Annotated in this window: 24 protein-coding genes and 1 tRNA gene; 20 read left to right on the forward strand and 5 right to left on the reverse strand. The window is 59.2% G+C overall.

What is annotated here, in order from left to right; genetic code table 11:
- Positions 1–104: 104 nt before the first annotated feature.
- Positions 105–785 (forward strand): superoxide dismutase, encoded by a 681-nt coding sequence (locus ACP7B1_RS02070; protein ID WP_346307712.1) that lies wholly within the window; start codon positions 105–107, stop codon positions 783–785.
- A gap of 34 nt (positions 786–819) precedes the next feature.
- Here ACP7B1_RS02070 and ACP7B1_RS02075 read toward each other — a convergent pair whose 3' ends face one another.
- Positions 820–1,266 carry a hypothetical protein gene (locus ACP7B1_RS02075; protein ID WP_346307711.1) on the reverse strand — a complete coding sequence of 149 codons (447 nt, stop codon included), beginning with the start codon at positions 1,264–1,266 and terminating at the stop codon, positions 820–822.
- Between the two features lie 276 nt (positions 1,267–1,542).
- On the opposite strand from ACP7B1_RS02075, the gene ACP7B1_RS02080 reads away from it, so the two are divergent.
- The 5 genes from ACP7B1_RS02080 to ACP7B1_RS02100 all read left to right on the forward strand — a co-directional run bounded on the left by ACP7B1_RS02080 (position 1,543) and on the right by ACP7B1_RS02100 (position 4,847).
- Positions 1,543–2,529, forward strand: coding sequence for an MlaD family protein (locus tag ACP7B1_RS02080; RefSeq protein ID WP_346307710.1), 987 nt, complete (start codon positions 1,543–1,545; stop codon positions 2,527–2,529).
- 94 nt (positions 2,530–2,623) lie between these two features.
- Positions 2,624–2,995, forward strand: coding sequence for a hypothetical protein (locus ACP7B1_RS02085; protein ID WP_346307709.1), 372 nt, complete (start codon positions 2,624–2,626; stop codon positions 2,993–2,995).
- Between the two features lie 3 nt (positions 2,996–2,998).
- Entirely contained in the window at positions 2,999–3,151 is a 153-nt protein-coding gene (locus ACP7B1_RS02090) for a hypothetical protein (RefSeq protein ID WP_346307708.1), read from the forward strand.
- 88 nt (positions 3,152–3,239) lie between these two features.
- Entirely contained in the window at positions 3,240–4,031 is a 792-nt protein-coding gene (locus ACP7B1_RS02095) for a head GIN domain-containing protein (protein ID WP_346307707.1), read from the forward strand.
- A gap of 561 nt (positions 4,032–4,592) precedes the next feature.
- A complete protein-coding gene (locus ACP7B1_RS02100) occupies positions 4,593–4,847 on the forward strand; it encodes a helix-turn-helix domain-containing protein (RefSeq protein WP_346307706.1) in 255 nt (84 codons plus the stop codon).
- 28 nt (positions 4,848–4,875) lie between these two features.
- On the opposite strand, the gene ACP7B1_RS02105 is transcribed toward ACP7B1_RS02100, so the two are convergent.
- A tRNA-Ser gene (locus ACP7B1_RS02105) sits at positions 4,876–4,965 on the reverse strand.
- A gap of 352 nt (positions 4,966–5,317) precedes the next feature.
- On the opposite strand from ACP7B1_RS02105, the gene rplU reads away from it, so the two are divergent.
- The 9 genes from rplU to rlmH all read left to right on the forward strand — a co-directional run bounded on the left by rplU (position 5,318) and on the right by rlmH (position 12,265).
- Complete coding sequence (gene rplU / locus ACP7B1_RS02110) at positions 5,318–5,797, forward strand: 50S ribosomal protein L21 (RefSeq protein ID WP_223613754.1); 480 nt, start codon at positions 5,318–5,320, stop codon at positions 5,795–5,797.
- A gap of 24 nt (positions 5,798–5,821) precedes the next feature.
- A complete protein-coding gene (gene rpmA / locus ACP7B1_RS02115; RefSeq protein ID WP_223613753.1) occupies positions 5,822–6,094 on the forward strand; it encodes a 50S ribosomal protein L27 in 273 nt (90 codons plus the stop codon).
- A gap of 119 nt (positions 6,095–6,213) precedes the next feature.
- Positions 6,214–6,837 carry a GNAT family N-acetyltransferase gene (locus ACP7B1_RS02120; protein WP_346307705.1) on the forward strand — a complete coding sequence of 208 codons (624 nt, stop codon included), beginning with the start codon at positions 6,214–6,216 and terminating at the stop codon, positions 6,835–6,837.
- A 95-nt stretch (positions 6,838–6,932) separates the two neighbouring features.
- The gene (obgE, locus tag ACP7B1_RS02125) at positions 6,933–7,967 is read left to right on the forward strand and encodes a GTPase ObgE (RefSeq protein ID WP_346307704.1); all 1,035 of its coding nucleotides are present in this window, start codon (positions 6,933–6,935) and stop codon (positions 7,965–7,967) included.
- Positions 7,968–7,974: 7 nt separating this feature from the next.
- Positions 7,975–9,141, forward strand: coding sequence for a glutamate 5-kinase (gene proB / locus ACP7B1_RS02130; RefSeq protein ID WP_346307703.1), 1,167 nt, complete (start codon positions 7,975–7,977; stop codon positions 9,139–9,141).
- Positions 9,142–9,144: 3 nt separating this feature from the next.
- Positions 9,145–10,428 carry a glutamate-5-semialdehyde dehydrogenase gene (locus ACP7B1_RS02135; protein ID WP_346307702.1) on the forward strand — a complete coding sequence of 428 codons (1,284 nt, stop codon included), beginning with the start codon at positions 9,145–9,147 and terminating at the stop codon, positions 10,426–10,428.
- A gap of 56 nt (positions 10,429–10,484) precedes the next feature.
- Positions 10,485–11,081: a nicotinate-nucleotide adenylyltransferase gene (locus ACP7B1_RS02140; RefSeq protein WP_346307717.1), complete on the forward strand. Its 597-nt coding sequence runs from the start codon at positions 10,485–10,487 to the stop codon at positions 11,079–11,081.
- Between the two features lie 149 nt (positions 11,082–11,230).
- Entirely contained in the window at positions 11,231–11,614 is a 384-nt protein-coding gene (gene rsfS, locus ACP7B1_RS02145) for a ribosome silencing factor (RefSeq protein WP_223613748.1), read from the forward strand.
- A gap of 168 nt (positions 11,615–11,782) precedes the next feature.
- A complete protein-coding gene (gene rlmH / locus ACP7B1_RS02150; RefSeq protein ID WP_346307701.1) occupies positions 11,783–12,265 on the forward strand; it encodes a 23S rRNA (pseudouridine(1915)-N(3))-methyltransferase RlmH in 483 nt (160 codons plus the stop codon).
- Positions 12,266–12,321: 56 nt separating this feature from the next.
- Here the strand turns inward: rlmH and ACP7B1_RS02155 are convergent, their stop codons facing one another.
- Together ACP7B1_RS02155 and ACP7B1_RS02160 are read right to left on the reverse strand one after the other, a co-directional pair.
- Positions 12,322–12,744, reverse strand: coding sequence for a DUF3011 domain-containing protein (locus ACP7B1_RS02155; RefSeq protein ID WP_403181019.1), 423 nt, complete (start codon positions 12,742–12,744; stop codon positions 12,322–12,324).
- A gap of 73 nt (positions 12,745–12,817) precedes the next feature.
- Positions 12,818–13,699, reverse strand: a complete 882-nt coding sequence (locus tag ACP7B1_RS02160; RefSeq protein WP_288192953.1) for a LysR family transcriptional regulator — start codon at positions 13,697–13,699, stop codon at positions 12,818–12,820.
- 132 nt (positions 13,700–13,831) lie between these two features.
- Between ACP7B1_RS02160 and ACP7B1_RS02165 the strand changes: the two genes are divergently transcribed.
- A complete protein-coding gene (locus ACP7B1_RS02165; RefSeq protein ID WP_223613744.1) occupies positions 13,832–15,328 on the forward strand; it encodes a CoA-acylating methylmalonate-semialdehyde dehydrogenase in 1,497 nt (498 codons plus the stop codon).
- A 71-nt stretch (positions 15,329–15,399) separates the two neighbouring features.
- On the opposite strand, the gene ACP7B1_RS02170 is transcribed toward ACP7B1_RS02165, so the two are convergent.
- Positions 15,400–16,053, reverse strand: a complete 654-nt coding sequence (locus ACP7B1_RS02170; RefSeq protein WP_346307700.1) for a GntR family transcriptional regulator — start codon at positions 16,051–16,053, stop codon at positions 15,400–15,402.
- Positions 16,054–16,134: 81 nt separating this feature from the next.
- Here ACP7B1_RS02170 and ACP7B1_RS02175 point away from each other — a divergent pair, with 81 nt between their 5' ends.
- From ACP7B1_RS02175 to ACP7B1_RS02190, 4 genes are all read left to right on the forward strand, one after another.
- The gene (locus ACP7B1_RS02175) at positions 16,135–17,028 is read left to right on the forward strand and encodes a dihydrodipicolinate synthase family protein (protein WP_346307699.1); all 894 of its coding nucleotides are present in this window, start codon (positions 16,135–16,137) and stop codon (positions 17,026–17,028) included.
- 9 nt (positions 17,029–17,037) lie between these two features.
- Entirely contained in the window at positions 17,038–18,291 is a 1,254-nt protein-coding gene (locus ACP7B1_RS02180) for an FAD-binding oxidoreductase (protein WP_346307698.1), read from the forward strand.
- 13 nt (positions 18,292–18,304) lie between these two features.
- A complete protein-coding gene (locus ACP7B1_RS02185; protein ID WP_346307697.1) occupies positions 18,305–19,306 on the forward strand; it encodes a 4-hydroxyproline epimerase in 1,002 nt (333 codons plus the stop codon).
- A gap of 269 nt (positions 19,307–19,575) precedes the next feature.
- Positions 19,576–20,484: a branched-chain amino acid ABC transporter permease gene (locus ACP7B1_RS02190; RefSeq protein WP_105734358.1), complete on the forward strand. Its 909-nt coding sequence runs from the start codon at positions 19,576–19,578 to the stop codon at positions 20,482–20,484.
- The last annotated feature ends 2 nt before the right edge of the window (positions 20,485–20,486 follow it).

Here is a 20,486-nt window from a genome sequence, read left to right on the forward strand (position 1 = left end):
CCTCTGGCCGGTGCCGTTTTTCACAATGGGAAGGATGCGAGACAAGACACGTTGCACTCGATCACCCCTGTCATTTTGCCGGCAACAATCCTCAGGAGAAGAAGATGGATCTCAACAGACGCGATATGCTCGTCCTCTCGGGCGCCGTGGCAGCCACAACGCTCTTTGCTCCAAACATCCAGGCGCGTGCGGCCGCCCCATTCAAGCAGCCGGAACTGCCCTATGCTGAAGACGCTCTGGCGCCTGTCATCTCCGCGCGCACGGTCGGCCTGCATTATGGCAAGCACCATGCGGGCTATTTCAAGAAGCTGAACACCCTGGTGGAAAAGACGCCCTATGCCGATCTTTCGCTCGAAGAGGTGGTGGTGCGGGCGAAGAAGGAAGGTAATGCGCCAGTCTTCAACAATGCAGCGCAGGCCTGGAACCATAACCTCTACTGGCAGCAATTCCAGGGCGGGTCCGCGCCCGCCAAGGGTGCCTTTGCAACGGCGGCAGAAAGCAGCTTTGGCGGGCTCGACGGCCTGAAGAAGAAGATCGTTGCCGAATCAGACAATGTTTTCGGGACAGGCTGGGTCTGGCTGGTCAGGGATGGCGACAAGCTTGCCGTGGCGGGCATGAAAGACGCTGGCGATCCGTTGGCTGAAGGCGGCAAGGCCGTGCTTGGCATCGACGTCTGGGAGCACGCCTATTATCTCGACTATGAAAACCGCCGTGCCGAGCATGTGGCAGCGGTTCTCGACAAGCTGGTTAACTGGCAGTTCGTTTCCGACCGGTTCGACGCCTGATCCGGCTCATTGCTGCGATGGTTCAGAAAATATCCTAGCCGAAATTCGGGACGCGGATGTAGTGTTTGAGCGGGCTGATGTGTCCTTGCGGTTCATCATCCTGCTCGTCATCCGCCGTTTCCTGCGCCAGCGCTGCATCCTTCTCCAGGCGCGCCTCGCGGATTTCCTTTTCCGAACTTTCGCCCATGCACAGGGCGCCAAGCAGGATCATGCGCGCCTTGCCGGCAAGGCCGGAATGGTCTTCATCCAGGGCGATATCGAGAATGACCCGGCTGAAATCGGTTGGCTCCGGCGCAGCTTCAGCGGTGTGGCGGAGCCGGTCGCGGCGCCGATTCTCCGCATCGATCAGGCTGTAGAGTTTTTCGCGCAGGTCCGCGCCGACGTTTTCGTATTGAGCTGCAAGGCTCGGTGCAGCCGCGGCGAGCTTCTGCTTTTGCCGCTCCCGGTGCCGTTTCTGTCTCTCTGCGTTGGATAGTGCCATGGGTATGTCTGTGCCGTAACGAACGCGAATCACTTGCATGAACTTGATAGGGGTGCGTGCCCTAACGGGCAACATTATGGTCACGTAACACACAGACTGTGGATAACAATCGTTAGGATTGCGTGCGTTACGTAACGCGAGCCGTTATGGCATTGGGCCTCGCCGTAACGGCTGTGACGGAACCATAAGAACGTGGTGGCGTTCTTTGACGCGCAGGGTTAGGGATATTGCACGATAAGGTTGCAAATCTGTCGGACGGAATGAATGGAATCGTGAATGGAAACCAAGGCCAATTATCTTGTGGTCAGTATTTTCACCCTGCTGGTGAGCGCGCTGGCCCTTGGTTTCGTCTACTGGATCGAGCGTTTGGGCGACACGCGCCCCACGGCAATGCTTGAAATCCGCATTCCAGGCTCTGTTACGGGACTGGCCGTGAAAAGCCAGGTTCTGTTCAACGGTCTGAAGGTCGGCGATGTGACCCGGCTTTTCGTCGATGCCAGCAATCCCGACGTGGTGATCGCCCAGACGCAGATCGATGCAACCACGCCAATCACGCGATCGACCCAGGCGCAGCTGGCTTTCGTCCTGTTGACCGGGCAGGCCTATATCGAGCTGAAGGGCGGCAAGAGTTATGAACCGAAGCTCCTTGAAGAAGCGGAAAAGGAAGATACGGTCGCGCGTATCGATATCGACCCGTCATCCCTGAAAACCCTTGTCCAGACGGTGCAGGATGTGCTGCAGCGCGTGGATCGTGCCATGGATGCCACCGAAAACTATCTGGACGAGATGAAAGGGCCGGCGCTCGACCGGGCGCACGAAGCCAAGGCGTTTACCCAGCAGCTTGCCGACAGCACGGATATGATCAACCGTTACGGACAGCGGGCGCAGGATGTGCAGGCGGTGATACAGGATGCGCGTGAAACCATGTCGCGGATCAACCAGGCGTCTGTCAAAGTCGACGATGCGCTAACGAAGCTGGACAAGGAACTCTCCGAAGGCAAGGGCAGCACGGTTGCCAATATCCGCGAACAGCTGCAATCCTATCGCGATACGGCTGACAGCCTGCAGGCCCGGCTGGCGCCAATCCTGAAAACACTGGGAACCTATACCGGTGAAAAGCTGCGCAACGCGCAAAAGTTCATTTCCGACAGTCGGCGCTCGGTCGAGTCTATCGAACGGGCGATTTCGAACTTTGACAGCAATCCGCGGGACGTTCTGTTCGGCGGAGACAGCAAGGTTCCGGAGTATAACGGGCGGCGCTGAATCAATCCGGGATCGCCGCCGCATAGGCGCTCAAGGTAGTGCTCGACACACCGGCATTCGATGGATAGCGTTGCAACCCTGTATGGGGGATATGATGCGGTTCAATGTGATCGGAACGGGACTTTTGATTGCGGCACTTGCGGGCTGCACAACGCCATCCGGCGGCAGGAGCGGCGAAGCCGCGCTTGTGGTGGATGTCAAACAACTCGTGACCACATCCTATCAATGCCAGAGCGCGCTTGGCCGCGAGCCGCATTACTCCGCCATTGAAAGCAGCGAGACCATCCTCAAGGCGCTCGGCCGCTCACCTGAGGAGGCTGACCGGACCGTTCGCGGCTGGCTGAAAGGCCTGATCGCATCGCCAAGGCAGCCAACGGATATGGACCGCAAGTCGTGCAAGGATACGCTGCTGAAACTGGCGGAGAAAGTCAGGGTCGAATTCGAGGCGCGCAAAACCAGGGGATGATGCATGGCTGAGCCGGAACCTCCGCAATCTGCCTCCCTGTCACCGGTATTGTTTGTTCTGGTGCTTGTGTTCGCTGCCGGAGTGAGTTCGGTTTTGTTCTATCCGGCGATGTCTCTGCTGGGCGGTATTGTCGGGCTGTTCCGGGCGACGGGCTAGCCTCCACATTTCAAACGGTCTTGACGCGTTGCGGACATGTTGCCGTAATCCGTGCGATGTATATTGCCGCGCCTATGGAGGCTTCGTAATGGCTCGCATGTCTGGCATGTTTCTGATTGTTTTGTTTTTTATTGCTCTGGTTTCCTTCGAGATTCTCAAGAAAGAGCAGATCGCCGGTTCGGGACATGTCATTGCCAAGACGATCGATATCGAGACATTCGATGGGATTACGCTGGAAGGTATCGGCAATGTCCAGATGAAGCAGGGCGACGGCGAGAGTCTTGTCGTCACGACGGACGACAATATCCTCCCGCTGCTGGATATAGGTGTTCGCGGCGGCGATCTCGTGCTTGGTACCCGGGGCAGGATAGAAATCGTGCCGTCGAAAACGGTAGCATATGACATTACGGTCAAGGACCTCAGCCGGGTCACATTGTCCGGTTCCGGCAGCATCCGCGCCGGCGCGTTCAAAGGCAGCACGGTGAAGATCGATTTGTCCGGCTCCGGCGACATCCAATTCGACGCGCTGAGCGCTGAGCAGATTCTGCCCCGGGTGACCGGCTCGGGCAGCGTAAAGCTGGACAACATAGCGGCCGGCGACGTCGCTGCCGCGATCACCGGATCGGGGCAGATCAGCCTTGGCGGCAAGGCGCAGACGCAGGAACTCGATCTGGATGGCTCCGGCGCCTATAACAATGGCGACCTGGCCACCGATGCCACGAAGGTGGATATTTCGGGAAGCGGCAGCGCATTGGTCCAGGCAAAGAACACGCTGGATATTTCGGTGAACGGCAGCGGAAGGGTGGAATATTATGGCCAGCCGGCAGTCGAACAGCGCGGCCATGGTTCGATGCGCGTCACGCCGCTCGGGGAGAGGTAGCTGTTTTCCCTTTTATGCAAAGGGAGATTAGAACATTTGGAGCGACACACTGCGATCGCAGATATCAAATGGTGTCTTCTATTCTGGATACGGGGCCATCATAACTGTTCAAGACTGTTTGGATTGCAGAAATTCTTAGAACTAGAGCGCCTTCAGAGTGGTCCTAGCTACGCCATGCCCAAGCCGCTTTCAAAACTCGCTGGTTTGATGTTGAATTGCTAGTCGAATGCGCTTCCACTTTTTTTGTGTAAACGAGTCACAGCGCCGCCATGCTTCGACTTCCCTGTTGAATGCTATTTCCCCAGCCCGTTGGCCGTGTCGCGCAATCTGCTCAGCAGCGAGTGCTCTGATTTCTGCTTTGGGGATCAGTCGAGGTCTGATCTCGCCTTCCCATGTCTCCCAAATGAACGCGCCCCATATCGGTGATGTAGCCAGCAATATAGCTAGCCATTTAAGTGAAAATACAAAAAACAAAGCTGCCCCCAGATGAGACGAATTATCTGAATTTAAGATAACTGATTTTCAGATTTACTGGAAGTCCCGTTAAAGACGGGAACACTGATGGGAAAAACGCTTGGAACAGAAAAACACAAGGCGCTGATCGCTTTGCTGATCGCCAGGCGGGAAGCTGCCGGCCTCACGCAGACGCAGCTTGCCGATGCGCTGGGCGAATATCAGTCCTTTGTCGCCCGGCTCGAAAGCGGTCAGCGTCGCGTGGATGTGGTCGAGCTGATCGAGCTTGCGGGCATTCTCGGATTTGATGCGGCGCAGATGGTGAAGGCGGTTGAACTGTCCGGCGAAGCGGACCGGGCTTAAGTCTGGAGACGCATCTTCAGGAAAGTAATGGCGGAGAGGGAGGGATTTGAACCCCCGATGGAGTTGCCCCCATGCCGCATTTCGAGTGCGGTGCTTTCAACCACTCAGCCACCTCTCCGCGTAAAAGCGCCTGTCGTGGACAGACGCCTGATAAAGCCGGGATGTTCTCCCTGCCGGTGCCGCGATGTCCCGAAGGACTTGGCTTGAGCGTGCGACGCGCTAGATAGCGGGCAAAGCGCAAGGATACAAGAGCAATTTTGCGTTAAATTTCTTGACTCTCGCATAATCCTCACCTTATAAGCGCCCGACGACTGGCGTGGGGGATTCTCCGCGCCGTTTGTTTTTGAGTCTGGATGCCCGGATCCCTAGGGGTTGCAGGCATCTTTCGATTAATATGTCACGACTGACAAAAAGACGGTTAGCGCCCTTCAAACGGCAAAAAACCGAACCGAACGCCGAAAGGGCATAAAATGTTCGCAGTCATCAAGACCGGTGGTAAGCAGTATCGCGTTGCCGCCAATGACCTTCTGAAGGTCGAGAAAGTTGCCGGCAATGCCGGTGATATCGTTGAATTTGCCGAAGTTCTGATGGTTGGCGTCGGTGCAGACGCTACGATCGGTGCTCCGACCGTTGGCGGCGCGCTGGTCACAGCCGAAGTCGTCGAGCAGGGTCGGGCACGCAAGGTCATCGCTTTCAAGAAGCGTCGCCGCCAGAACTCCAAGCGTACACGCGGTCATCGTCAGGAACTGACGACGATCCGGATCGCCGAGATCCTGACGGGTGGTGCCAAGCCTTCGAAGACTGCCGCTGACAAGCCGGTCAACAAGAAGCCTGCTCCGAAGGTGGAAGCTGCCGCTGCGGAAGCAACCGAGACGAAAGCCGCCCCGAAAGCCAAAGCTGCGCCGAAGAAGGCTGCTGCCAAGGCCGAAAAGCCCGCTTCGGGCGAGTAAGAACAGGTTTAAAGGAGCAATCCCATGGCACACAAAAAAGCTGGTGGTTCGTCGCGCAACGGTCGTGATTCCGAATCAAAGCGTCTTGGCGTGAAGAAGTTTGGCGGCGAGCGCGTGCTTGCTGGCAACATCCTCGTTCGTCAACGCGGCACCAAATGGCATGCCGGCGTCAATGTTGGCATTGGCAAGGATCATACACTCTTCGCACTTGAAGCCGGTGTTGTATCTTTCCGTACCAAAGCCAACGGCCGTAGTTTCGTGTCGATCGTGAACCCGATCGCCGAAGCAGCAGAATAGCTGGTCCTGCTTGAAGCACCGGCGTCCCCATCGGACCCGGTGACTGGCATCCAAGCCAAGAGATCAAAGGGGAGATGGGGTTTCACCCATCTCCCTTTTCGCATCTGGAGGATAGCAAAATGGTTGCCGAATTACTGGAAGACGATGAAGACAGGCTGGACCTGATAGACTGTCCGGTCCTCGTGACCGAACGCCTGGTCCTGCGCGCGCCGCACGCCGAGGACGTTGACGCAATTGCCCGTCTCGCCGACAATCCCCGTGTGGCGGAAATGCTTTCCCGCATGCCCCATCCCTACACGCAGGATCATGCGGTGGACTTTGTGCGCCGCGCCAATGCGGGCGAGATCGGCAAATGCGTCTACGCGATTACCCTTGCGCAATCCGGCACCTTCATCGGCTGTTGCGGCATCAATTACCGCCGCAGCAAGGACTTGCGGATGAGCGAACCCCGCCGGGATGAGCTGGAGATCGGCTATTGGCTGGGCGAACCCTATTGGGGCAAGGGCTATGCCACGGAAACCGCGCATGCGCTGGTGGATCTCGTGTTCCGCGCCACGCAGGTGGAAAAGCTGCATGCGTCGTGCCGGGTCTCCAACATCGGTTCGCGCCGCGTGCTCTACAAGAGCGGGTTCCAGTATGCCAATACCGGCATGATGGATTCGCTCGCTGCAGGCAATGTGCCCGTCGAACGCTATATGCTGGATCGCCGGACATGGATCGGGCTTCGCAGCTGGAACGCATAAATTACAATTGGCCGCCGCGATCTCTTGCGACGGCCAGTTTTCTTCCCGCGTATTTTCCTGTAATGGCTCGGGACATCAAAAAGGACTGAACTTCCATGAAATTTCTCGATCAGGCGAAAGTCTATATCCGCTCCGGCGATGGTGGTGCCGGCTCGGTATCGTTCCGCCGTGAAAAATTTCTGGAATTCGGCGGTCCCGATGGCGGTGATGGCGGGCGCGGCGGTGACGTTTGGGCCGAGGCCGTGGACGGTCTCAACACGCTGATCGACTATCGCTACCAGCAGCATTTCAAGGCCAAGACCGGCATGCACGGCATGGGCCGCAACATGACGGGCGGCAAGGGTGCCGACGTGGTGCTCAAGGTTCCCGTGGGAACGCAGATTTTTGAAGACGACAATGAAACCCTGATCTACGATTTCACCGCCGTGGGGCAGCGCTACCGGCTTGCCAAGGGCGGCAATGGCGGCTTCGGCAATCTGCACTTCAAGACATCGACCAACCAGGCGCCGCGCCGTGCCAATCCGGGACTCGAAGGCGAAGAGCGCAATCTGTGGCTGCGGCTGAAACTGATCGCCGATGCAGGTCTTCTCGGCAAGCCGAATGCCGGCAAGTCGACATTTCTCGCCAGCGTGACGGCAGCCAAGCCGAAAATCGCCGACTATCCCTTCACCACCCTGCATCCGAACCTGGGCGTTGCCCGCGTCGATGCGCGCGAATTCGTCATTGCCGATATTCCGGGATTGATCGAAGGCGCGCATGAGGGCGTTGGTATCGGTGACCGGTTCCTTGGCCATGTCGAGCGCACGCGGGTTCTCCTGCATCTGGTTTCGGCACAGGAAGAGAATGTGGCCGAGGCCTACAAGACCGTGCGCACCGAGCTTGAAGCCTACGGTCATGGGCTCGCCGACAAGCTGGAGATCGTGGCGCTGAGCCAGATCGATACGCTGGATGCCGCGGCGCGCAAAAAGAAGATTGCCGCGTTGAAAAAGGCCGCGGGCCGCGAGCCGATGCTCCTGTCCTCGGTCAGCCGCGAGGGTGTCGAGCAGGTGCTGCGTGCACTGTCGGCGATCATCCTTGAATCGCGTCAGTCAGAGGCCCCGGCAGAGGCCGATACCCGCTTCAAATATTGAGTGCATCATGTCCGTGCAGAACGAGCTCGCTTCTCCCGCCACTCTCAAGCTTTCCGCCTATCGGCGGATCGTGGTCAAGATCGGTTCGGCATTGCTGGTGGACCGCGCCAAGGGACTGAAGCGCGACTGGCTGGAAAGCCTTGGCGCCGATGTGGCAAAGCTGGTGCAGGCCGGTGTCGAGGTGATGATCGTCTCCTCCGGTGCCATCGCCCTCGGGCGGACGGTGCTCGGACTGCCGAAGGGCGCGCTGCGGCTCGAGGAAAGCCAGGCTGCGGCTGCGGCGGGTCAGATCGAACTTGCCAAAGCCTATTCCGAGGTGCTGGGCGGGCATCAGCTGCGCGCTGGCCAGATCCTGCTTACCCTTTCCGACACGGAAGAGCGCCGCCGTTATCTCAACGCCCGCGCCACGGTCGGCACCCTGCTGCGGCTCAAGGCCGTGCCCGTCATCAATGAGAATGACACGGTAGCGACCACGGAAATCCGTTATGGCGACAATGACCGCCTTGCCGCGCGGGTGGCGACGATGATGGGAGCGGACCTCCTGATTCTCTTGTCCGACATTGACGGGCTCTATACCGCGCCGCCGCATCAGAATCCCGATGCGCAGTTCCTGCCGGTTGTCGATGCCATTACGCCAGAGATTGAAGCCATGGCTGGTGCCGCTGCGTCGGAATATTCGCGGGGCGGCATGAAGACCAAGCTCGACGCCGGCAAGATTGCCAATGCGGCGGGCACGGCGATGATCATTGCCTCCGGCACACGCATGCATCCGCTGGGTGCCATCGATGCGGGCGAGCGGTCAACACTGTTCAAGCCGAGCCTCAATCCGGTGAATGCATGGAAGACGTGGATATCGGGCAATCTCGAGCCGGCCGGGCGGCTGGTGATCGACGAGGGTGCGCTGACGGCGCTCAAATCCGGCAAATCGCTTCTGGCTGCCGGTGTCCGTGACGTTGCCGGTCAGTTCACCCGCGGCGATACGGTTGCGGTTGTCGGTCCGGATGGACGCGAAGCCGCGCGCGGCCTTATTGCCTATGATGCCGCAGATGCCGTAAGGATTGCAGGGCGCAAGACCAATGAGATTGCCGCGATCCTCGGTTACGATGCCCGGTCGGCGATGATACACCGGGATGATCTGGTTGTACGCGCAGCAAAACGTGCTGCGAAGGAGTGAAAAATGCTGGGACGGGTCGAACCGATTGACGACGTTGCTGAATTGATGGCCGGAATCGGCCGCAAGGCCCGTGCCGCTGCCCAGCCGCTGTCGATCGCTTCGCCGGAACAGAAGATGATTGCCCTGATCGCCATGGCGGATGCGGTGGATCGCCGTGCCCCGGAGATTCTGGACGCCAACCGGCAGGATATGGCCGATGGTGAAAAGGCCGGGATGGCCGCCTCGCTGCTCGACCGGCTGAAACTGGATGCAGGCCGTATCGCTGCGATCTCGGAAAGCATCCGCACCATTGCCGCCCTCAAGGACCCCGTTGGGGACATCATTGCCGAATGGGACCGTCCCAACGGCCTGCACATCGAGCGCGTGCGCACGCCGCTTGGTGTTATTGGCGTGATTTACGAAAGCCGCCCGAATGTAACAGCCGATGCGGGTGCCCTTTGCCTGAAGTCGGGCAATGCCGTCATCCTGCGCGGCGGGTCGGATTCCGCCCATTCCTCCCGCGCCATTCATGCGGCGCTGACCGAAGGGCTCGAAGCGGCGGGTTTGCCCAGGGATGCCATCCAGCTCATCCCGGTGACGGACCGTGCCGCGGTTGGTGAAATGCTGAAGGGGCTGGACGGCAATCTCGACGTCATTATTCCTCGTGGCGGCAAGAGTCTCGTGGCCCGGGTGCAGGCGGAAGCGCGCGTGCCGGTCTTTGCCCATCTGGAAGGGCTCTGCCACGTCTATGTCGACGCCTCCGCCGATCTCGACATGGCGCGTCGGATTATCGTCAATGCCAAGATGCGCCGGACCGGCGTCTGCGGTTCCGCCGAGACACTGCTGCTCGACCGGCTGATCGCCCCCGCCCGTCTTTTGCCGCTGCTTGAGGATTTGCAGGCAGCAGGCTGCGAAATTCGCGGTGACGCCGCAGTGGTCCAGCTATTATCAGCGGCAAAACCGGCGACGGAGGAGGACTGGTCGACGGAATATCTCGATGCCATCATATCCGTGAAGCTGGTTGACGGTATTGGCGACGCGATCGCGCATATCAATCACTATTCGTCCCACCATACGGAAGCGGTGATTGCTGAGGACATGCATGTGGTCGAGCGGTTCTTCAACGAGATCGACTCTGCCATCCTGCTGCACAACGCCTCGACACAGTTCGCCGACGGCGGTGAATTCGGCATGGGCGCGGAAATCGGCATCGCGACGGGCAAGATGCACGCACGGGGCCCCGTGGGTGTGGAGCAATTGACATCCTTCAAATACCGCGTGCGCGGCAATGGCCAGACCCGCCCGTGACATCCATCGATGCGTTACGTCACGATTTTCCCGGCGTGAGCGATGCGCATCTGCGCATGCCTTTCGTTGAAAAGGGCATGACCGTCGGGTTGTTTGGCGGATCGTTCAATCCGCCCCATGCGGGCCACGCGCTGGTGGCGGAAATCTCGCTGCGCCGGCTGCAGCTCGACCAGCTCTGGTGGATCGTTACGCCGGGCAATCCGCTGAAGGACACGCGCCATCTGGCCCCTCTGGCGGAACGGCTGAAATTGTGCGAGCAGCAGGTGCATGACCCGCGCATCAAGGTGACGGCGTTTGAAGCGGCCTATAATGTGCGCTACACGGCCGACACGCTGGCTTTGATCAAGGCGCGCAATCCGGGTGTGCATTTTGTCTGGATCATGGGAGCGGACAATCTTGCCGATTTTCACCGCTGGCAGCGCTGGCAGAAGATTGCCATGACGTTTCCCATCGCCGTGATCGACCGTCCGGGTTCGACCCTGGCATTTCTCTCGTCGCGCATGGCCAAGACGTTTGACTACGCCCGCTTCGATGAGGATGACGCCCCGCTGCTGGCACGGGCATCCGCGCCGGCATGGACTTTCATCCACGGGCCGCGTTCATCGCTGTCATCGACGGCGATACGCAACGGAGCCGTAAAACGGCAGGAATGAAAACGTGAACAAAGGCCGTGTCGCGACGTCTTGAAAGTGTCATGCGACTCTGCCTATCTTAATAACGTGCAGCAAGATTAAAGGCTGCGGCGCGTTGTTCTTATTGGAAAGGAAATACACTGAGAACAGCAATTCAGAAGAAGGATGCCTTGGCACCTTCAACGGCGGAGATGAACGGTGCAACTTCCGTTTCTCTTGCCCTCCAGACGGTCCTTGCCAGTCTCGATGACTCCAAGGCTGAAAAAATTGTCCCCATCGATCTTCGCGGAAAATCTGTCATCGGCGACCACATGGTCATCGCATCGGGCCGTTCGCACCGTCACGTAACGGCGGTGGCTGATCAGCTTCTGCGTGCGCTGAAGGAAAGCGGTCACGGAAACAATGCGAAGGTTGAAGGTCTTTCCAGCGGTGACTGGGTGCTGATCGACACGGGCGATATCATCATCCATATTTTCCGTCCTGAAGTGCGCGAGTTCTACAACATCGAAAAGATGTGGCAGGCTCCCGAACTTGACGGGGAAACCGTACATTAGAGCAAGGTGTGCCGTTACGGCACACGGAGCCTTGTGTGAGAAAGTTCTGACGGATCGGGGTATCCCGGCATAACGCCAGCGGGATGCTTCGGGCGGCTTACTGGATATGGACCGGTCATGCGCCGGAGAGTTATTCTTCGCGCCAAATTACAAAGGACTGGACGTGCCATGCGTATCACCGTTTTTGCCGTGGGCCGGATGAAGTCTGGCCCCGAACGGGAACTGGCAGACCGCTATTTCGACCGGTTGAAGAAAACCGGTTCACCGCTTGGTCTCGAATTCAGCTCCGTCACCGAAATCACCGAAAGCCGCGCCCAGCAGCCGGACCTGCGCAAACAGGAAGAGTCCGCTAAAGTGCTGGAAGCGCTGGATCAGGGCGGTGTACTCGTTCTTCTCGACGAGCGCGGCAAGACCATGCCATCGGAAGACTTTGCCAATGCAATCGCCCGGTTTCGCGATGACGGTAAACGCCAGCTGCTCCTGGCGATAGGCGGGCCTGACGGCCACGATGCGGATTTAAGGAAGCGTGCCGATCTCGTGCTGGCGCTGGGCGCCATGACCTGGCCGCATCAGATTGTCCGGATTCTTGTGGCGGAACAGCTCTACCGCGCGACCACGATCCTTTCCGGGCACCCGTATCACCGGGTGTGAAGTGTTTTCGCCACCTCCGGCCCGGAGATGGCGAAAAGCGGGGCACTTAATGCCGATCAATAATCGTCCGGCTGGTAGTAACGGTCATCGCGGTATTCACGCCGGTAGTCGCGGCGGGGATAACGATCATCCCGCCAACGCGGACGGTCGTCGCGGTCCCGCCAGCGCGGACGCTCGGCACTGTCGGCAAAGACCGCCGAGCAGCCCTTGTCCACCCAGATGGTGCCGCGGCTGAAGCCCCAGCTCTGGCCGGGAATGCAGGCCGAACCCGAAAGCTGCCGGATGATCCGCGGCCGGCGCATGTCGGTCTCGCACTCATTGTAGCGGAAGCTGCGTGATTCGCATCTGATGGGCCGTTCCTGTGCCTGTGCGGCTGGAACCGTTACGAACTGCATACCCCCCAGGGTCACAGCCAAAGCTAGTATATATCGGTACATTTTCCCTCTCCGATATGATGACAACACACGCTGAAAGCGCATGTGTTCAAGGCGCAATTGTGGTGTTTGTTCCGTGCTCGTCAATCACATTTCCACCGCTGCCTGTTATGCTTTGTCAGGTGAATCGTCCAGTCTCGCTGTTCACGAGATCGGAGATGAAGCTGGAGACCGCCGTGATGCGGCGCAGGGTGCGTACGGATTCGTGGTAGGCAAGCCAATAGGACCGGTGAATCGTCCGTTCCGGCAGGACCGGGACAAGGTCGGGATATTCCCGTGCGATGAATGTATGCAGAATGCCGATGCCCGCCCCGGCCTTGACCGCTTCCACCTGTCCGATGGCACTGGAAATCTCGAAAGCGGGGCGCCATTCGCGGGTGATTTCAGGCGCATAATTCAGCGAAGGGCTGATGACCAGGTCGTCGACATAACCGACCAGCCGGTGCGCCGCGAGATCTTCGATGCTGCGGGGTGCCGGGTGCGCAGCCAGATAGGACCGGCTGGCATAGAGGCAGAGCGTGTAGTCAACGAGCTTTTTCGCCACGAGGCGTCCCTGATCGGGTCGGTCGACCGTAATGGCTATGTCAGCCTCGCGCCGCGACAGCGAGAAGGAACGGGGAACCGGAACAAGCTGGATCTTGAGATCGGGATAGCGGGCGGTGAGGGTGGCAAGGCGCGGCGCGAGGAAGGAGACACCGAAGCCATCCGGCGCGCCAATGCGCACTGATCCGGAAATGGACACATCGGCATCGCCAAGCGAGGAGCGGATCGACAGCATTTCCGCTTCCATGCGCTCAGCTGACAGGAGGAATTCTTCGCCGGCATGGGTCAGCTCGCAGCCGTTGGTGCGGCGGGTCAGCAGCTTGGTGTTGATGTCATTCTCCAGCGCAGTGAGACGGCGCGCCACGGTCGCATGGTTGACGCCAAGCCGTTTGGCCGCGCCGAGTATTTGGCCCGAACGCGCGACAGCCAGAAAAATCCGCACATCGTCCCAGCTCATCGTTTGACCTCCTGTGCTATTCGTACTTCAATTTTTGCACAACGGATACGCTTTCGCTCGGCTTGCAATAAAAAATTTGAAGCGCGATGATAGAGTAACGAAATTCAGTCAATCCCAGGGAGGTTGCTCGCAATGCGTGAAGTCGGACATTTTATCGGTGGCAAGCATGTCGCCGGAACAAGCGGTCGTACGACCGAAATTTTCCAGCCCATGGACGGCACCGTTCAGGGCCGCGTGGCGCTCGCAACCCCCAATGAAGTGCGCGCTGCCATTGCCAATGCCAAGGCGGCTCAGCCGGCATGGGCCGCAACCAACCCGCAGCGCCGTGCGCGCGTGTTGCGCAAGTTCCTTGATCTCGTCGAAGCCGAATACGACTCGCTTGCCGAACTTCTGGCGCGCGAGCATGGCAAGACCATTCCCGATGCCAAGGGCGATATCCAGCGCGGTCTGGAAGTGGTCGAAGTTTGCCTCGGCTCAGCCCACATGCTCAAGGGTGAGTTCACCGACAATGCCGGCACGGGCATCGATGTTTATTCCATGCGCCAGCCGCTCGGCGTCGTCGCCGGCATCACCCCATTCAATTTCCCGGCAATGATTCCGCTGTGGAAGGCCGGTCCGGCGATTGCATCGGGCAATGCCTTCATTCTGAAGCCTTCCGAACGTGATCCGGGCGTGCCGATGCGTCTGGCCGAACTCTTCATCGAGGCCGGTTTGCCGGCGGGCATCTTCAACGTCGTCAATGGCGACAAGGAAGCTGTCGACACCATTCTGGATGATCCGGATATCAAGGCTGTCGGCTTCGTCGGCTCGACGCCGATTGCCCAGTATATCTATTCCCGCGCCACGGCCAACGGCAAGCGTGCTCAGTGCTTCGGCGGTGCCAAGAACCACATGATCATCATGCCCGATGCGGACATGGACCAGACGGTTGATGCCCTTATCGGTGCCGGCTACGGTTCCGCGGGCGAGCGCTGCATGGCGATCTCCGTTGCCGTTCCCGTCGGCAAGGATACCGCGGATCGTCTCGTCGAGCGCCTGATCCCTCGGGTTGAAAGCCTGAAGGTCGGACCCTCCACCGACGCGTCGGCGGATTACGGCCCGGTTGTGACCCGGCAGGCGCTGGATCGCATCAAAGGCTATGTCGATCTGGGCATCCAGGAAGGGGCGAAGCTCGTCGTCGATGGCCGCGGCTTCAAGATGCAGGGCTATGAGAACGGCTTCTACATGGGTGGTTGCCTGTTCGATCACGTCACGCCTGACATGCGGATCTACAAGGAAGAAATTTTTGGTCCGGTTCTGGGCATTGTCCGCGCCGATACCTATGAGGATGCGATCCGTCTGCCGAATGAACACGAATACGGCAATGGCGTTGCGATCTTCACCCGTGACGGCGATGCTGCCCGGGATTTTGCCTCGCGCGTTCAGGTCGGCATGGTCGGCATCAATGTGCCAATTCCGGTTCCGATCGCCTATTACACCTTCGGCGGCTGGAAGGGTTCCGGTTTCGGCGATCTGAACCAGCATGGCCCGGATGCATTCCGCTTCTACACCAAGACCAAGACCGTGACGTCGCGCTGGCCGTCGGGCGTCAAGGACGGGGCCGAGTTCGTCATTCCGACGATGAAGTAACTCGCTTTGAGCTTTGAAATCGCCGTCCGGTTCCGCACCGGGCGGCGATTTTCTTTTGAGCCAAACCCGGTTTACGGGGCCATTGTCCGGAGATAGCCGATCAGCCGGGTCGCCTCGTCGGCGGCCTTGTCCGGTTCGCGGGCGATGATCGCCTTGATCAGCGCGGTGTGCGCCCCGGCGGATTGTTCGAGGCTGCCGGGCCGCTGCAGGCGGAACCAGAACCGGCGGCTGTGGGTTTGTAGCGGGGATGCGAGACGGGCCGCATAGGGGTTTTCCGCCGCCTGTCCGAGCACCGTATCGAAAATCTTGTCGGCGTTGAGAAAGCTGATCACATCGTTTCCGGAGCGTGCAGCCATCATTGCATCGGATGCCGCCTTCAGTCTTTCATGGTGTAGGGATGCGCCATAGAGCGCCGCATCGCGTGCAAGAACCCGCTCGACACCCTCGCGCGCATCGAGAACCTTGGTAAAGTCCTGCGGATTGAGCGCGGCAATGGCAATGCCCGAGCGGGGGCGAATTTCCATCAAGCCTTCCCAGGCCAGCTTCTGCACCGCTTCGCGCACCGGCGTGCGGCCCATATTGGTAACATCCGTGAGGGTGCGCTCGTTGACGACCGCGCCAGGCTCAAGCTTCAGCGTGACGATCATCTCTTCGATCTGGCGATAGGCCAGTTCAGCAAGACTTTCGCCCGTCTGGGCCATGGTGTGGACTGCGGTTTGATCCATCAGATAAACTTTCTGTTCAAGGCAATTGACAGCCACACGCCTTACAGATATATTTCTGATATATCAAGAAGGAGAAGAGACATGTGGTCAGGCGTTTTCCCTGCGGTTACAACCAAATTCACTGAAGATGATAAACTCGATCACAAGGAAATGGAACGTTGCTTCTCGCTCCTGATGGATGCGGGTTGCGATGGTTTGATTGTTGCGGGTTCGCTCGGCGAAGGCCCGATGCTCAGCCACGAGGAAAAACTCGCGGTGCTGAAAACGGCGCAGGGTGTTGCCAAGGGCAAGCCGGTGCTTCTCACCATCAATGAAGCGGCAACCCGCGATGGCGCCGCGCTTGCCAAGCAGGCAGCCAAGGCCGGTGCCGACGGCCTCATGCTGGTTCCAAGCCCGATCTATCATACGGACCCGGAAGAAACGGTCACCACCCTGAAGGCTGTTGCAGCTGCCGGCGATCTGCCCGTCATGATCTATTCCAACCGCATTGCCTATCGCGTCGATGTGACCAGCGAAATCCTGGCGGAACTTGCGTCCGACAAGCACTTCGTGGCCATCAAGGAATCCTCCGACGACGTGCGCCGCACCACCGATATCATCAATACGTTCGGCAAGCGTTATGACCTCTTCACCGGCGTCGACAACCTTGCCTTCGAAGCGCTGACTGCAGGCGCCATCGGTTGGGTCGCCGGGCTGGTTACGGCCTTCCCGAAAGAGACCGTTGCGATCTACAAGCTCGTCGGTGCCGGCCGCTATGCCGAGGCACTGGATATCTATCGCTGGTTCCGCCCCTTGCTTGACCTCGATGTCTCCACCTATCTTGTGCAGAACATCAAACTGGCGGAAGTCCATGAAATCGGAACCAATGATCGCGTGCGTCTGCCGCGCCAGCCTTTGCGCGGTGCGCGCCGGGCGGCTGTCGACAAGATCGTCAGGGATGCAATGGCATCGCGGCCGAAGCTGCCTGTTCTCTGAGGCTGCGCGATGAGCGCCGCTCCGGAAAAGCATGATGTTGTCATTGTCGGCGCCGGTATCATCGGCGTCGCCATCGCGGCTTTTCTGGGCGAAGCCGGGCGCAGGGTTCTGGTGATCGATCACCAGGGCATCTGCGAAGGGACGAGCTCCGGCAATGCCGGGGCCCTGGCTTTTTCCGACATACTGCCGATGGCCTCGAAAGGGGTCATGGCCAAGGTTCCGGGCTGGCTGATGGACCCGCTCGGGCCGTTCACCATCCGGCCGTCCTACCTCCCCAGGCTGGCGCCATGGCTCTACCGGTTCTGGCGCGCCAGCCGGCCGGACGTATTGGAGCACACCACAGTGGCGCAAGGCGCGATGATGCGCCTCGCCGAGCCGGAAATGCTGGATCTGATGCAGCGCGCCGGTATCCGCCACATGGTGCGCGAGGATGGTTCGCTCGAGCTTTACGAGAGCGAGCACGAGCTCAATCTCTGTCTGCCCGGCTGGGCGGCACGGGAGAGGGCGGGCATTGCCTTCGAACATTTGCGCGGCGACGCGCTGGCTGCCTGTCAGCCAGGCCTCGCCCGCCGCTTTGTCGCCGGAACCTTCGTTCCGGGATGGAAGACGGTCAGCGATCCCAAACATGTGGGCAAAGGGTTGTGGGCCCATGCGGAAAAACTGGGCGCCCGCTTCGAGCGTGCGGACGTCGTTTCCGTCAGCGCGAACGATACGGGTGGTGCAGTCACGCTTGCCGATGGGCGGACGGTCGAAACAGGCAAGCTCATCCTTGCTGCGGGCGCCTGGTCACACCGGCTGGCGCAGCATCTCGGTGACCATATTCCGCTGGATACGGAGCGCGGCTACAACACCACATTGCCTGTCGGGGCCTTTGATCTGAAACGCCAGTTGATATTCTCCGGTCACGGATTCGTCGTAACACCGCTCGAAACCGGCGTGCGCGTCGGCGGAGCCGTCGAATTGGGCGGTCTCGACTTGCCCCCCAATTACAAGCGCTCGGACGTCATGCTGCAGAAAGCCAAGACCTTTCTGCCGGATCTCGATACATCAGGCGGGAGGCAATGGATGGGGTATCGTCCGTCGATGCCCGATTCCCTGCCGGTTATCGGCTATTCCAGGCAAAGCAAGAATGTTCTCTATGCCTTTGGCCACGGGCATCTGGGCTTGACCCAGTCCGCTGCCACGGGACGACTGATCTGCGATCTCATCGAGGGCCGGCGGCCGTCGATCCCGATCGATCCCTTTAATCCGCAACGCTTTTAGGACCCTGTACATCATGGCGCGTCATTCCTTCTTCTGTGTCGACGGTCACACCTGTGGTAACCCGGTACGTCTCGTGGCAGGGGGAGGGCCAAACCTCACCGGCTCGACCATGATGGAAAAGCGCGCGCATTTCCTGCGCGAATTCGACTGGATCCGCACCGGTCTGATGTTCGAGCCGCGCGGCCACGACATGATGTCCGGTTCCATTCTCTATCCGCCGACCCGCGAGGATTGCGATGTGGCGGTGCTGTTCATCGAGACGTCGGGCTGTCTGCCCATGTGCGGCCACGGCACCATCGGCACGGTGACGATGGCAATTGAACACGGCCTGATTACCCCGAAGACGCCGGGCATCCTGAAGCTGGATACCCCGGCCGGTCTGGTGGTCGCCGAATACACGCAGGAAGGCCAGTATGTCACCAGCGTGCGCATCACCAACGTTCCGGCCTTTCTCTACGCGGAAGGGCTGGAAGTGGAATGTCCGGATCTCGGGACGCTGCATGTGGATGTTGCCTATGGCGGCAATTTCTATGCAATCGTCGATCCGCAGAAAAACTTCCGGGACATGGCGGATTACCGGGCGCTCGATCTTATCGGCTGGAGCCCGGTTTTGCGCGAGCGTCTGAACGAGCGATATACGTTCCAGCACCCGGAAAAGCCCGATATCAACACACTCAGCCATATCCTGTGGACCGGGGCGCCGACCAAGCCGGAAGCGCATGCGCGCAATGCCGTGTTCTACGGCGACAAGGCGATTGACCGCTCCCCCTGCGGCACGGGTACATCGGCTCGCATGGCGCAACTGACGGCGAAGGGAAAATTGAAGCCTGGAGACGACTTCGTGCATGAATCGATCATCGGCTCGCTGTTTCATGGCCGGGTGGAATCGGCCACCCATGTTGGCGATCGCGATGCAATCATACCCTCGGTCGCGGGGTGGGCGCGGATGACCGGTTACAGCACGATCTTTATCGATGACCGCGATCCCTTCGCTCACGGCTTTGTGGTCAAGTGAGCCTCACCAGGCTCGTTCCGACAATAAGGCGGGGATAGGTAATTCAGTTAAATCAGAGGCATTTGCTGTAAATTTCGTCAACAAATGACGAAAATTTGGTGAAAAATTTCGCACGGAGTATGCAAGCAAATGTGATGCCGCTGTTTGTGCTAAAAAAGCTGTTGCTTTCTTTAACGCAGACGTTACGTGTAAAGAGGTTGGGGTAAACGGGAACCGGATAAAAAAACCGGATAAGAAACTTCCCAATGAAAATGAGGGGTATCGTTGCGATGGAGTACTTCATCCAGCAATCGATCAACGGTCTGACACTCGGTTCAATCTACGGACTGATCGCAATCGGCTATACGATGGTCTACGGGATCATCGGCATGATCAACTTCGCCCATGGCGACGTTTTCATGCTTGGCGCGTTCATGGCGATGATCGTTTTTCTTGCTTTAACCACGTTTATCGGCGGCGTCCCTGTTGTGCTGGCGCTGCTCCTTATGATGCTTGTCGCCATGCTGCTGACAGGGTTGTGGAGCTGGACAATCGAGCGTCTTGCCTACCGGCCGCTACGCGGATCGTTCCGCCTCGCGCCGTTGATCACGGCGATCGGCATGTCGATCGCGCTGTCCAATTTCGTGCAGGTCACACAGGGCCCGCGCAACAAGCCGATCCCGCCGCTCGTCAATGGCGGTGTGACAATCTACGGCACGGGCATCACCATTGCCTACAAGCAGATGGTGATCGTTATCGTCACCGCGATCCTGCTTGCCGCATTCTGGTATCTGGTCAACCGGACCACGCTCGGGCGGGCCCAGCGTTCCTGCGAGCAGGACCGCAAGATGGCCGCACTCCTCGGTATCGACGTGGACAAGACGATTTCCATGACCTTCGTCATGGGCGCCATGCTCGCTGCGGTCGCCGGAACGCTCTACCTCATGTTCTACGGTGTCATATCCTTCACCGATGGTTTCACACCCGGCGTCAAGGCGTTTACGGCCGCGGTGCTCGGCGGTATCGGCTCATTGCCCGGTGCGGTGGTCGGCGGCCTGCTGATCGGGCTGATCGAAGCGTTGTGGTCTGCCTATTTTTCCATCGATTACAAGGATGTGGCTGCATTTTCGATCCTTGCAATCGTCCTGATCTTCCTGCCCTCCGGCATTCTTGGTCGGCCCGAAGTCGAAAAGGTCTGAGC

It is taken from the genome of Phyllobacterium sp. SL163, assembly GCF_049896885.1.
GTDB classification, from domain to species: Bacteria; Pseudomonadota; Alphaproteobacteria; order Rhizobiales; family Rhizobiaceae; genus Phyllobacterium; species Phyllobacterium calauticae.

Excerpts from the sequence above, each read along its gene's own strand:
- ACP7B1_RS02070 (WP_346307712.1), top strand. The coding sequence starts at position 105 with ATGGATCTCAACAGACGCGATATGCTCGTCCTCTCGGGCGCCGTGGCA.
- ACP7B1_RS02075 (WP_346307711.1), bottom strand. The coding sequence starts at position 1,266 with ATGGCACTATCCAACGCAGAGAGACAGAAACGGCACCGGGAGCGGCAA.
- ACP7B1_RS02080 (WP_346307710.1), top strand. The coding sequence starts at position 1,543 with ATGGAAACCAAGGCCAATTATCTTGTGGTCAGTATTTTCACCCTGCTG.
- ACP7B1_RS02085 (WP_346307709.1), top strand. The coding sequence starts at position 2,624 with ATGCGGTTCAATGTGATCGGAACGGGACTTTTGATTGCGGCACTTGCG.
- ACP7B1_RS02090 (WP_346307708.1), top strand. The coding sequence starts at position 2,999 with ATGGCTGAGCCGGAACCTCCGCAATCTGCCTCCCTGTCACCGGTATTG.
- ACP7B1_RS02095 (WP_346307707.1), top strand. The coding sequence starts at position 3,240 with ATGGCTCGCATGTCTGGCATGTTTCTGATTGTTTTGTTTTTTATTGCT.
- ACP7B1_RS02100 (WP_346307706.1), top strand. The coding sequence starts at position 4,593 with ATGGGAAAAACGCTTGGAACAGAAAAACACAAGGCGCTGATCGCTTTG.
- rplU (WP_223613754.1), top strand. The coding sequence starts at position 5,318 with ATGTTCGCAGTCATCAAGACCGGTGGTAAGCAGTATCGCGTTGCCGCC.
- rpmA (WP_223613753.1), top strand. The coding sequence starts at position 5,822 with ATGGCACACAAAAAAGCTGGTGGTTCGTCGCGCAACGGTCGTGATTCC.
- ACP7B1_RS02120 (WP_346307705.1), top strand. The coding sequence starts at position 6,214 with ATGGTTGCCGAATTACTGGAAGACGATGAAGACAGGCTGGACCTGATA.
- obgE (WP_346307704.1), top strand. The coding sequence starts at position 6,933 with ATGAAATTTCTCGATCAGGCGAAAGTCTATATCCGCTCCGGCGATGGT.
- proB (WP_346307703.1), top strand. The coding sequence starts at position 7,975 with ATGTCCGTGCAGAACGAGCTCGCTTCTCCCGCCACTCTCAAGCTTTCC.
- ACP7B1_RS02135 (WP_346307702.1), top strand. The coding sequence starts at position 9,145 with ATGCTGGGACGGGTCGAACCGATTGACGACGTTGCTGAATTGATGGCC.
- ACP7B1_RS02140 (WP_346307717.1), top strand. The coding sequence starts at position 10,485 with ATGCCTTTCGTTGAAAAGGGCATGACCGTCGGGTTGTTTGGCGGATCG.
- rlmH (WP_346307701.1), top strand. The coding sequence starts at position 11,783 with ATGCGTATCACCGTTTTTGCCGTGGGCCGGATGAAGTCTGGCCCCGAA.
- ACP7B1_RS02155 (WP_403181019.1), bottom strand. The coding sequence starts at position 12,744 with ATGCGCTTTCAGCGTGTGTTGTCATCATATCGGAGAGGGAAAATGTAC.
- ACP7B1_RS02160 (WP_288192953.1), bottom strand. The coding sequence starts at position 13,699 with ATGAGCTGGGACGATGTGCGGATTTTTCTGGCTGTCGCGCGTTCGGGC.
- ACP7B1_RS02165 (WP_223613744.1), top strand. The coding sequence starts at position 13,832 with ATGCGTGAAGTCGGACATTTTATCGGTGGCAAGCATGTCGCCGGAACA.
- ACP7B1_RS02170 (WP_346307700.1), bottom strand. The coding sequence starts at position 16,053 with ATGGATCAAACCGCAGTCCACACCATGGCCCAGACGGGCGAAAGTCTT.
- ACP7B1_RS02175 (WP_346307699.1), top strand. The coding sequence starts at position 16,135 with ATGTGGTCAGGCGTTTTCCCTGCGGTTACAACCAAATTCACTGAAGAT.
- ACP7B1_RS02180 (WP_346307698.1), top strand. The coding sequence starts at position 17,038 with ATGAGCGCCGCTCCGGAAAAGCATGATGTTGTCATTGTCGGCGCCGGT.
- ACP7B1_RS02185 (WP_346307697.1), top strand. The coding sequence starts at position 18,305 with ATGGCGCGTCATTCCTTCTTCTGTGTCGACGGTCACACCTGTGGTAAC.
- ACP7B1_RS02190 (WP_105734358.1), top strand. The coding sequence starts at position 19,576 with ATGGAGTACTTCATCCAGCAATCGATCAACGGTCTGACACTCGGTTCA.